This is a genomic window from Bradyrhizobium sp. Ses1 (genome assembly GCF_059512365.1).
The window spans coordinates 78,254-89,594 of the sequence record NZ_JCAMOQ010000002.1 but is presented as its reverse complement, the minus strand read 5'-3'; the positions used below and the strand labels follow the sequence as shown (position 1 = coordinate 89,594).

10 protein-coding genes are annotated in these 11,341 nt (G+C 64.0%); 3 read left to right on the top strand and 7 right to left on the bottom strand.

Annotated elements, in window-relative coordinates:
* Position 1 precedes the first annotated feature (1 nt).
* From AC5ZG5_RS03405 to AC5ZG5_RS03385, 5 genes are all read right to left on the bottom strand, one after another.
* Positions 2–1,171: an SMP-30/gluconolactonase/LRE family protein gene (locus AC5ZG5_RS03405; RefSeq protein WP_456641021.1), complete on the bottom strand. Its 1,170-nt coding sequence runs from the start codon at positions 1,169–1,171 to the stop codon at positions 2–4.
* A 181-nt stretch (positions 1,172–1,352) separates the two neighbouring features.
* The gene (locus tag AC5ZG5_RS03400; RefSeq protein ID WP_456641020.1) at positions 1,353–2,465 is read right to left on the bottom strand and encodes an SMP-30/gluconolactonase/LRE family protein; all 1,113 of its coding nucleotides are present in this window, start codon (positions 2,463–2,465) and stop codon (positions 1,353–1,355) included.
* A 266-nt stretch (positions 2,466–2,731) separates the two neighbouring features.
* The gene (locus tag AC5ZG5_RS03395; protein ID WP_456641019.1) at positions 2,732–3,646 is read right to left on the bottom strand and encodes an SDR family oxidoreductase; all 915 of its coding nucleotides are present in this window, start codon (positions 3,644–3,646) and stop codon (positions 2,732–2,734) included.
* Between the two features lie 132 nt (positions 3,647–3,778).
* Entirely contained in the window at positions 3,779–4,918 is a 1,140-nt protein-coding gene (locus AC5ZG5_RS03390) for a thiolase C-terminal domain-containing protein (RefSeq protein ID WP_496165429.1), read from the bottom strand.
* A 4-nt stretch (positions 4,919–4,922) separates the two neighbouring features.
* Positions 4,923–5,336: a Zn-ribbon domain-containing OB-fold protein gene (locus tag AC5ZG5_RS03385; RefSeq protein WP_208819960.1), complete on the bottom strand. Its 414-nt coding sequence runs from the start codon at positions 5,334–5,336 to the stop codon at positions 4,923–4,925.
* A 218-nt stretch (positions 5,337–5,554) separates the two neighbouring features.
* Between AC5ZG5_RS03385 and AC5ZG5_RS03380 the strand changes: the two genes are divergently transcribed.
* From AC5ZG5_RS03380 to alkB, 3 genes are all read left to right on the top strand, one after another.
* Entirely contained in the window at positions 5,555–6,904 is a 1,350-nt protein-coding gene (locus tag AC5ZG5_RS03380) for an amidase (protein WP_456643045.1), read from the top strand.
* The gene (locus AC5ZG5_RS03375; protein ID WP_456643044.1) at positions 6,897–7,583 is read left to right on the top strand and encodes a DUF2848 domain-containing protein; all 687 of its coding nucleotides are present in this window, start codon (positions 6,897–6,899) and stop codon (positions 7,581–7,583) included. Before AC5ZG5_RS03380 ends, AC5ZG5_RS03375 begins: the two co-directional genes overlap by 8 nt.
* Positions 7,584–7,748: 165 nt before the next feature.
* Entirely contained in the window at positions 7,749–8,399 is a 651-nt protein-coding gene (gene alkB, locus AC5ZG5_RS03370) for a DNA oxidative demethylase AlkB (RefSeq protein ID WP_456643043.1), read from the top strand.
* Between the two features lie 117 nt (positions 8,400–8,516).
* Here the strand turns inward: alkB and AC5ZG5_RS03365 are convergent, their stop codons facing one another.
* A complete protein-coding gene (locus tag AC5ZG5_RS03365) occupies positions 8,517–10,145 on the bottom strand; it encodes a thiamine pyrophosphate-dependent enzyme (RefSeq protein ID WP_456643042.1) in 1,629 nt (542 codons plus the stop codon).
* 76 nt (positions 10,146–10,221) lie between these two features.
* The gene (gene hpaD, locus AC5ZG5_RS03360) at positions 10,222–11,205 is read right to left on the bottom strand and encodes a 3,4-dihydroxyphenylacetate 2,3-dioxygenase (RefSeq protein ID WP_028168649.1); all 984 of its coding nucleotides are present in this window, start codon (positions 11,203–11,205) and stop codon (positions 10,222–10,224) included.
* Positions 11,206–11,341: the final 136 nt, after the last annotated feature.

Sequence of the window (11,341 nt, the reverse complement as noted above, 5' to 3'; positions counted from 1 at the left end):
CTTATGGCTTCATCGAGCCCTGTGCACTCGTGTAGACGGCATAGAGCGATGTCGAGCCGCAGATGTACAGTCGATTTCGCTGCTGACCGCCGAAGCAGAGGTTGGCGACGGTTTCCGGAATGTGAATCCTGCCGAGCAGATTACCGTCCGGACTGTAGCAACGCACGCCATCTTCATTCGGATCGCCCCAACCCACGGAGCACCAAACACGCCCGGCGGTGTCAGTTCGCACTCCGTCGGTAATGCTGGGCTTGGGCATTTCCGCGAAGACCTTGCCGTTCGATACCTTTCCGCCCGCAACATCGAGGTCGAACACTCGGATATGCGACGGGTTCTCCGGCCCGTCTGTAAAGCCGGTGTCGATGACGTAGAGCTTCTTCTCGTCAGGCGAAAGCGAAATGCCGTTGGGCTCAACGAAATCGTCGACAACAACCTTGATGTCCCCGGATTTCGGATCCACCCGGTAGACGTTGTGCTTTTCCTGCTCAGGATCGGCCTTGATGCCCTCATAATAACCGCCGATGCCGTAGACCGGATCGGTGAACCAGATCGCGCCATCGGAGGTGACAACCGCATCATTCGGCGAATTCAGTTTCTTGCCATTATATTTGTCGGCGATGATGGTGATCGAGCCGTCGAGCTCGGTACGGGTGACGCGTCGGCCGGAATGTTCGCAAGTGATCAGGCGTCCTTCGCGATCGATGGTGTTGCCGTTCGAGTTCATCGATGGCTGCCGGTATACGCTCAGGTGACCGTCATCCTCGGAGAAGCGCATGATACGGTTGTTGGGAATGTCACTGAACAGCACGTAGCGCCCGGCCGGGAAGTAGACCGGACCCTCAGCCCACCGCATGCCGGTTGCGACGCGCTCAACTGCCATGGTGCCCGCGAAGGCTGGGAAACCGGGAGGCCCGAACGTTGGCGGTCCTCCCTTCCTGGCAGATTCCAGGTGGGAGTCCGGATACCGGCTGCCGGGCAGCGGTCCCAAGGGCAGCGGCGCGGTCGATCGCGTTGGCGTGCCCGTTTGGCCGAGTGGCGCGACGGTCGCTGCCGAAGCGCCTTGTACCCCGAAGCTGGTCGCCGCAAGCGCCGCAGCCGCGCCCTTCAGAACGGTGCGGCGGCCGAGGCCGGGCTGATTGATCTCGGCGGAAATGGTCAGTGATTTTGTCATAGTTGCCTCCCATTTTTTGTTGGGAGAAAACCATCCGCCCGCATTCGGGCGTAAACCGGGCGATCCTTCCCAGCTCACGATCAACGGGATATCCGCGGGATTGAGGAATAGCGGGTGGGGAAGGTGAATAGCGAATGCGGCGTTCTATCCGCCATTCGCCACTCCCTATTAGCCGACTGCGTCAGCAGTTATGCGCGCCCTGCGTCTCCACATAGACCGCATAGAGTGATTGGCTCGCGGTCATGAACAGGCGATTGCGCTTCTTGCCGCCGAAGCAGACATTGGCGCAGGTCTCAGGCAGCAGGATCTGGCCGATCCGTGTGCCATCGGGTGCGAACACCTGCACGCCGTCATAGCCCGGGCCGACCCAGCCGGCGCCGACCCAGATATTGCCGTCGGTGTCGACGCGCAGTCCGTCGGGGAAGCCTGACTTGCCGTCGAGCTTCATGTCGATCAACTGCTTCGGGTTGGACAGCTTGTCGCCATTGATGTCGTAGCTCCAGACCACGTTGTTGGCGTTCGGATAGTGCGTGATGCCGGTGTCGCAGACATAGAGCTTCTTGTAGTCGTGGCTGAAGGCGATGCCGTTCGGCTTGAAGGGCTCGTCTGCAACCTTGGTGATCTGGCCGGACTGTCCGTCGACCCGGTACACCGCTTCCTTCTGGTAGGGCTGCACCGAGCCGGTGTTGGCCAGTTGTCCCTCATAGATCGAGATCGCGCCATAGCCGGGATCGGTGAACCAGATCGACTTGTCGTTGGGGTGGACGACCATGTCGTTCGGCCCGTTCAGCGGCTTGCCGTTGGCTTCCTGGGCCAGCGTGGTCACTGTGCCGTTATGCTCGAAACGCACCAGCCGGGTGCGTTCGGCGGAAATCTGCCGTCCCTCGAAATCGAAGGAATTGCCGTTGGCCTCATTCGACGGCTTGTGGAACTGCTCCGAGATATGGCCGTCATCGTCGAGATAGCGAAGCTGCCGGTTAGCGGGGATGTCGCTCCAGACCAGATATTGCCCCTGCGCATTCCAGGCCGGCCCCTCGGCCCACAGGCAGCCCGTGTAGAGACGCTTGATCGCGGTGTTGCCGACCTTGGCCTTGAAGCGCTTCGGATCGATCACGACGATATCGGGGTCGGGATAGCGTTGCGGCTCCGCATTGCGACCGAAGTCGCGGGCAAAGGCTTCCGGCGCGACCGCCGCAGTTGCAGCAATCGCGGTTGCACTGCGCAATAGCGTCCGGCGGTCGAGCCCGATCGCGCCGCCGTCCTGCTGGTTGGGTGAATTGTTCGGATTGTTCATGACTTCCTCCCAGGCTTTTTTGTTGTTGAGAAGGAACTCATGCGCCCGCATTCCGGCATAAAACGGGCAGCCGTAGCGAAACAACCGGAGATAGCGTCGTCCCGGGAGCCAGCGGGGGCGACGCTGTCATGAAGTTGTCAGACCATCACTCGGACCTCATCCCGAGGAGCCACGCAAGCGGCGTCTCGAGGGATGGGCCACGGGGGAGATTGGGGCCTCATGGTTCGAGACGGCGCTGCACGCCTCCTCACCATGAGGATCGACGGTCAGATCGGGTCCCAACCGAAGACGTCGGCAGAGCGGTCGAGATTGTAGAACGAGCCCTTGAGCGCCGGCATGCCGTGTTCGGCGATGGTCTGTGGCGTCCAGCCTTCGCCGCGGTGCACCGAGCGCAGCGGCCGCGACTGGCCCATCAGGAAGATCTCGTTCATGCGGACCGCAAAGATCTGCCCGGTGACCTCCTTGGCGGCGTCGCTGAGCAAATAGGCGCAGACCGGCGCGACCTTTTCCGGCCCCATCTGCTTCATCCTCTCCACGCGCGCCTTTTCGGCGTCGGTCTCGGTTGGAATGGTGCCGATCATGCGGGTCCAGGCGAACGGGGAGACGCAGTTGGAGCGCACGTTGAAGCGGCTCATGTCGAGCGCGATCGACTTCGACAGGCCCACGATGCCGAGCTTGGCGGCGGCGTAGTTGGCCTGGCCAAAATTGCCGATCAGGCCCGAGGTCGAGGTGAAGTGCACGAAGGAGCCGCTCTCCTGCTCGCGGAACAGCCGCGCGGCGGCGTGGCTGACGTAGAACGAGCCCATCAGGTGCACCTTGATGACGGCCTCGAACGCCTCCACGCTCATGCGGTGGAAGATCGCGTCGCGCAGGATGCCGGCATTGTTGACGACGCCGTCGAGCCGGCCGAAATGATCGGTCGCGGTCTTCACGATCTTGCTGGCCGGGATCGCTTCCGCTACCGACTCGAAATTGGCGACCGCGGTGCCACCGCGCTTCTTGATTTCCTCGACCACTTCCTCGGCCGGGGCGGCGCTCGATCCCGCGCCGTCGGCCGTGCCGCCGGGATCGTTGACCACAACCTTGGCGCCTTCGGCGGCGCAGAGCAGCGCGATCTCGCGCCCGATGCCGCGGCCTGCGCCGGTGACGATGATGACTTTGTCCTGCAGTGATTTTGTCATGTGGGTTCTCCGCTATGCTTTCCGAATTACACCGTCATTCCGGGGCGCGCGAAGCGCGAACCCGGAATCCATTTTTGCCGCGCGATGGATTCCGGGCCTGCGCCTGACGGCGCATCCCGGAATGACGGGCGGTTACTTCTGGTTCGTGAAGATGATCGTGCCCGACGCTGCGAACATGCCGCCGACGCCATGGCACACCGAGATCTTCGCGCCGGGCACCTGCGCCGGCGCGATGCCGCGCATCTGGCGCACGCTCTCCTGCAGCGCGTACATGCCATACATGCCCGAATGCATGTAGGACAGGCCGCCGCCATTGGTGTTGAGCGGCAGCTTGCCGCCGGGGCGCGTATTGCCATCGGCGATGAACTTGCCGGTCTCCTCATAAGGCATGAAGCCGAGATCGCCGAGGCCAAACAGCGGCAGGTGCGCAAAGGCGTCGTAGATCATGAGGTGGTCGACATCCCCGTGCGTGATGCCGGCTTCCTTGAAGGCGAGGGGGCCTGCGACCTTGAAGGCGCGCGAGGAGTTGAAGGTCTCCATCTGGCTGACCATCGGCGTTTCCACGCTCTCGCCGGTGCCGAGGATGTAGACCGGCTTCTGCGGAAAATCCTTGGCCCGATCGGCCGAGGTCAGGATCAGCGCGCCGCCGCCATCGGTGACGAGGCAGCACTGCAGCAGGCGGAAGGGATAGGCGATCATCCGCGAGTTCAGGACGTCGGCAACCGTGATCGGGTCCTTCATGGTCGCACGCGGATTTTTCGCGGCCCACTCACGCTGCACGACGGCGACCATGGCGAGCTGCTCATGGGCGATGCCGTAGGTCTTCATGAAGCGCAGCACCGGGATCGGGAACATGCTCGGCGGTCCGAATACGCCGAATGGCGCCTCGAACTGGCCGTTGAGGCTGTCCGGCGGCGTGAAGCGCGGCTGCTTGCCGATCATCGACTTGCCGCTTTCGGCATGCGTGATCAGCACGGTCTTGCAGAGGCCGGCCTCGATCGCCGCCGCGGCGTGACGGACATGCAGCATGAACGAGCAGCCGCCGACGGACGTGCCGTCGACCCAGGTCGGCTTGATGCCGAGATAGTGACAGACCTGCTGCGGCGTCTCGACCGCGGTGGCGAAACCGTCGATGTCGGAAAGCTTCAGCCCCGCATCGGCGATGGCGTTGAGCGCCGCATCCGCGTGGAGCTGGAGCTGCGACATGTTGGGGATGACGCCGAGCTCGGTGGTCTCGGCCGCGCCGACAACGGCAACCTGGTTCCTGCGCATCGCTTTAACCCTTCGCCGGACGGAACAAGGGAAGCGTGATCTTGTCGTCGAGCTTCTCGAATGCGACTTCCAACTTCATGTCGAGCTCGAGCGCTTCCGGCGTCTGCGGGCAGTCGATGATGTTGCTCATCATGCGCGGGCCCTCGTCGAGTTCGACCACCGCAATGGCGTAAGGCGGCGTGAAGCCGGGCGCAGCGGGACGGTGATTGATGACGTAGCTGTAGAGCGTGCCCTTGCCGCTCGCCTTGAACACGCTGACCTTGCGCGAGGCGCAGGACGGGCAGAACGGGCGCGGCGGGAAATAGACATGCGAGCAGGCGTCGCAGCGCTGCAGGCGCAATTCGCCGACCTGCGTGCCATCCCAGAAATGCTGGGTTTCCGGCGTCGGTTTCGGTTTTGCGCGTGCAGCTTCGGCCATTCGGCATCCTCCCTGGATCCAGGCCGTCAGGCCTCGTTCAAAAACGTGATGCGACAATTGACTATCCGCCGTCAACGGTCCAGCGTTTCCCATCGCATGGCGGTATTCCGAAGACGACAGCGCGCTTGTATGCCAGCCTGTCTCGGGCAATAGTCCGCCACGCGGCAAATCTGCCGCGCCTCAAACAACGCGCCTGAAGAGACCTGAAATCGAAAGCCATGCCTGACAATCCGACCCTTGCCTCACTCGCCGCAGACCTCGACAGCGGCCACACCAGTGCCCGCCAACTGGTCGAGCAGTGCCTCGCCAAGATCGCCGATCCCGCGGGCGAGGGGCAGCGCGTCTTCATTCACGTCGACAAGGACGCTGCGCTCGATGCCGCCGATGCGATGGACCGCCTGCGCAAGGCGCATGCGGCGCCGTCACCCTTTGCCGGCATTCCCGTTTCGATCAAGGACCTCTTCGACATCAAGGGGCAGGTGACCCGCGCCGGCTCCCGCGCGCTGGAGGATTCGGCGCCGGCGGAAGCCGATGCGCCCGTGGTGGCACGGCTGCGCGCGGCCGGCTTTGTCGTGATCGGCCGCACCAACATGACCGAGTTCGCCTATTCCGGTATCGGCATCAATCCGCACTACGGCACGCCGAAGAGCGCCTACAACCGCAGCGTCGGCCATGTGCCCGGCGGCTCGTCGTCCGGCGCGGCGGTATCGATCGCCGACGGCATGGCCTTTGGCGCACTCGGCACCGATACCGGCGGCTCCTGCCGGATCCCAGCGGCTTTCAACGGCATCGTTGGCTACAAGCCGACGCAGCGGCGCATTCCGCTTGATGGCGGTGTGCCGCTGTCGTTCTCGCTCGACAGCTACGGTCCGCTCGCCAATTCGGTTGCGTGCTGTGCGACGCTCGATGCTGTGCTCGCGGGCGAGCCGGTGACGCCGCTGCAGCCGCGGCCGGTGAAAGGCCTTCGCTTTGCGGTGCCGACCACGGTTGCGCTCGATGACCTCGATGATGCCGTGGCCAAAACGTTCGAGCGTGCGCTCGCGGCGCTGTCGAAGGCTGGTGCGCTGATTGAGAAGATCGAGGTGCCGGAGTTCCTCGATGTCGGCATCATGAACGGCAAGGGCGGGTTTGCGGCTTCCGAAAGCTATGCCTGGCACCGCTATCTGCTTGCCAGCAAGGGTGACATCTATGATCCCCGCGTCGCCACGCGCATCGCGCGCGGCGAGGGATATCTGGCCGCCGACTACATCGATCTCCTCAACGCGCGAAAGTCCTTCATCGCGCGCACCGAGAAGCGCATCGCGCCCTATGACGCGCTGCTGCTGCCGACCACGGCCAACACGCCGCCGAAGATCGCGGATCTTGAAGACGACAAGGCGTTCACCGCGGAAAATCTGCGCGCGCTGCGCAACTGCACGCTGATCAACGTGCTCGACGGCTGCGCCATCTCGCTGCCGGCCCATCGTGAAGATGATGTGCCGGTCGGTCTGATGGTCGCGGCGGCAGGCGGATCGGATCGCCGCATCTTCGAGATCGCGGCCGCAATGGAGACCATCATCCGTGTATGACCTTACTTTCACAATCGACGACAAGGGCGTGGCGACGCCGCTGACGCTCGCGATCGACCAGGCGGTGATCGCCGGCTGGACCGGCCGCGATCCGGTGGCGCGCGACAAGCATATCGCCGAGCTCGAGGCGCTCGGCATTGCGAGGCCGGCGACGACGCCGATCTACTATCGCTGCTCGGCGCGGCGGCTGACCACCGAGGACACCATCGAAGTCTGCGGCGAGGAGTCCAGCGGTGAGGTCGAGTTCGTATTGATCGGCTGGCAGGGCCGCATCTTCGTCGGCTGCGGCTCCGATCACACCGACCGCAAGGTCGAGAGCTACAGCGTCACGGTTTCGAAGCAGATGTGCGACAAGCCGATCGCCTCGGAGCTCTGGGAGCTCGAAGACGTCATCGACCACTGGGACCAGATGATCCTGCGCTCCCACGCCTGGATCGATGGCAAGCGCGTTCTGTATCAGGAAGGCACGCTCGACGGCATGCTGCCGGTGAAGGACCTGATCGCGCGCGGCTTCGACGGCAAGGGCCTGCCCGACGGCTGCGCCATGTTTGGCGGCACTTTTGCCGCCAAGGGTGGCATCCGCCCGGCAAGCCGGTTCGAGTTCGAGCTGGAGGATCCGGTGCTGAAGCGAACGATCCGCCATGCGTATGATGTGGTGACGCTGCCAGTCTTGGGGTAGGTGGTCGCCCCATCGTCATTGCGAGCGCAGCGAAGCAATCCATAGCGGCGCGTGTAGAGGCGTGGATTGCTTCGCTACGCTCGCAATGACGCTCAATATCGGAAATCGGGTGGTTGATAGTCCGCGCATCTGCCACCACTTCGGGACCAACGCGAGTGTTGTGGCTTGACGGCTGACTTATTCGACGGCGTTGCCGAGCGTCCGGCGCGGGAGACCATCGCGGAAGGCGCGGTGATTCTGCGCGGATTTGCGCGCCCGCTGGAGCCTGAGCTGATCCCGGCGTTGCGCGAGCTCGTCGCGCAGGCGCCATTCCGCCGCATGTTCACGCCCGGCGGTTATCAGATGTCGGTGGCAATGACCAATTGCGGCAGCGTCGGCTGGGTCACCGATCGCAGCGGCTATCGCTATGACGGCGTCGATCCCGAATCCGGAAAGCGATGGCCAGCAATGCCGCCGGTGCTCGTGCGCCTGGCGCGCGAGGCAGCGGCCGAGGGCGGCTTTGACGATTTTGCGCCGGATGCCTGCCTGGTCAATCGTTACGAGCCGGGTGCAAGGTTGTCGCTGCACCAAGACAAGGACGAAACGGATTTTGCTGCGCCCATCGTTTCGGTGTCGCTCGGCCTGCCTGCGACGTTCCTGTTCGGCGGCCCGAAGCGTAGCGACAAGCCAGCTCGATATCGGCTAACGCATGGCGATGTCGTGGTGTGGGGCGGGCCGTCGCGATTGTTTTTCCATGGCGTCGCGCCGCTCGCCGACGGCGAGCATGCGGTGCTCGGCCGGCAGCGGATCAATCTGACCTTTAGAAAGACCCGGTAGCTCTCCTCCGTCATTCCGGGGCCCGCGCAGCGCGAACCCGGAATCCATTTCACCCCGTGACCCGGCGGCGCCATGGATTCCGGGCCAGCGCCTTCGGCGCATCCCGGAATGACAGCCTCAAGGTTTCGGCGGATGAATGAACGCCCACGGACTCACTTCTGAATCCGTCGGCACCTCGATCGCGATCACGTATGGCCCGCCATCGGCTAGCGCCTTTTCCAGCGCAGGACGGAAATGATCCGGCGAGGTGACGCGCGCGGCACCGGCGCCGAAGGATTCTGCGAGCTTGACGAAATCCGGATTGACGAGGTCCGACGCCACGACGCGGCCATCGAAGCGTTCGCGCTGGTCTCGCCGCACATTGCCGTAAGAGTTGTTGTTGAACACGAGCGTCACCACGCCGATGCTATGTTGCACGGCGGTGGAAAGCTCCTGCACGCCGAACATGAAGCCGCCGTCGCCCGTGATCGCCACCACCGGCTTGTCGGGATGGGCGACCTTGGCGCCGAGCGCGGTTGGAAAGCCGGAGCCGAGCGTGCCCTGGTAGCCCGATGTGATGAAGGTCCGCGGTTCATAGACCGGAAAGCCGTACCAGGAGGCGAAACCGACCTGCGACAGCTCATCGGTGACGATCGCATTCGAAGGCAGCACCTCGCGGAGAATCTTCAGGTAAGCCATCTGCGGCTGGATGCGCTGGATTTCACGCGCGGCCGCCGCGGTCGCTTCGCGGATCGCCGGACGCCGGCCGCCGCTCTTGCCGGTGCGCGCCTTGCGCACGGCCGCGAGCAGCTCGGCGGTGCCGGCTTTGGCATCGCTCACGATGGCAGCATCAGGCGTCAGCCGGCGCATCTCGACCGGATCGATGTCGATGCGGATCGATTTGATGCCATCAGGCTGGTACGGCCAGCGGAACCCCGAGGCCGGCAATTCCATGCGGGTGCCGATCCCGATCATCAGGTCGGTCGTCGGCCACAATTTGTAAGCGGCCGCCATGGTCAGCCCGAGCTCGTGCGCATTGGAGACGATGCCGCGGCCGCTGCGGAAGGCGACGACGGGCGCGTCGATCATTTCGGCAAGCTCAAGAATTTCTTCGCCGGCATCGATCGCGCCACTGCCGACAAAGATCATCGGCGTCTTGCTCGCCGCGATCAGCGTGGCCGCGGCCTTGATCCTGTCAGGGTCGGGCAGTGGCGCCGGAAATGGCTCGAACGGCTTTGATGGCGCGACCGCCGCACGCTGGGTGAAGACGTCCCAGGGCATCTCGAGCGATGTCGGTCCGCGCCGGCCCGATAGCATCTCCTGGAATGCGCGCGACACCATCGCCGGCGCCGCACCAGGATATTCGATGCGGTCAGCCCATTTCACGAAAGTGCGCAGCGTCGCGAGTTGATCCGGCATCTCATGCAGATGGCCGCGGCCTCTGCCGAGGAATGCAGTCGGCACCTGCCCGGTGAGGCAGAGCACCGGTTCGTTGCAACCGAAAGCGGTGAGCAGCGCCGCGCTGGCGTTGAGCACGCCGGGGCCGGGTACCACGCTGAATACGCCGGGACGGCCGCTCGCGCGCGCATAGCCGAAAGCCATGTAGCCGCAGGCCTGCTCGTGCCGTGCACCGATCACCTTGAGCTGCGCCTGATGGAAAGCGTCGAACAGGCCATAGATCTGCGCGCCGGGCAGGCCGAACACCGTGTCGACGCCATGGGCGACGAGGCCGCCCACGATCGCTTCGCCGCCGCTGGTTGAGCTCATCTTGTTATCCATCCGCTTCTCAGACTTCGTCGACCACGCCGTTGCGCAACAGACCGACGCCTTCGGCCCCGATCGCTCAATCCGCAATCGTGACGTCGGCAACGAACAGCGGCTCCCGCACCGCTTGTCCGGTGAATGGCGAGCCCTGCTCGAACCAGGAGCGCGGCGCGGGCGCGCCCCACAAGGTCTGGCGCCGCGGGTCCTTCAGCGACCAGCGCAGCGGCTCATGGTCGTGATCTCCAGTGAAATAGTCGCTGGTGTAGAGCTCGAGCCGGTGGCCGTCAGGATCCCTGACATAGAGGAAGAACGCGTTGGAGATGCCGTGGCGGCCGGGGCCGCGCTCCATGTTCTTCAGGAAGCCGCTTGACGCCATCACGTCGCAGAGATGCAGCACGTTCATTGCCGTCGGCACCCAATAGGCGAAATGGTGCAGGCGAGGGCCCTTGCCATTGGTGAAGGCGAGGTCGTGCACATTTCCCTTGCGATGCATCCATGCCGCGGCGATGCGCCCGTTCGGGCCATCTTCCTCGCCATATTCGGTGAGACGAAAGCCGAGCCGTGCATAGAAGTCGATAGTGTCCTGCAGCTCCGCGGCGAAGACGTTGAAATGGTCGAGCCGCTGCGGATGGCAGCCCTTATAGAGGTCGTAGCGGCGGAGCAGGTGCGGGCGCTTCTCCATCGCCGCGTAGAGCTCGAGCTGGAAGCCGAACGGATCGGAGAACTGCAAGGTGCGGCCTTGGAACGGCTGATCGACGAAGCGATAGTCGATGCCGTGCTCGGAGAAGAACGCCGCCGCCTTGTCGAGGTCGCCATCGTTGCCGACCTTAAAGCCGAGCCGGCTGCAGGCTGCGACTTGCGCCTTGCGCAGCACCAGCGAGTGATGCTGGTGCTCCTCGGAGCCGCGCAGATACACTGCCTTGTCGTCCGCGTCCTCGACATGCAGCCCGACCGTGGTCTCATAGAATGCGCGGCTGGCGGCGAGGTCGGTCACGTCGAGCACGACGTGGCTGCAGCGGATGATGTTGAACGGCGGATCGAAGACGTGCTGCGGAACGGGCATCGATGTTTTGCTCCTAGCTCAAGGCAGTCTCGTCTTCACCTCTCCCATAGGGAAAGGTCGCGCCGCAGGGCGGGTGAGGGGCTCAGGTCCCTCGACAGAGCGCAACCCCTCACCCGAATTGCTGCGCAATTCGACC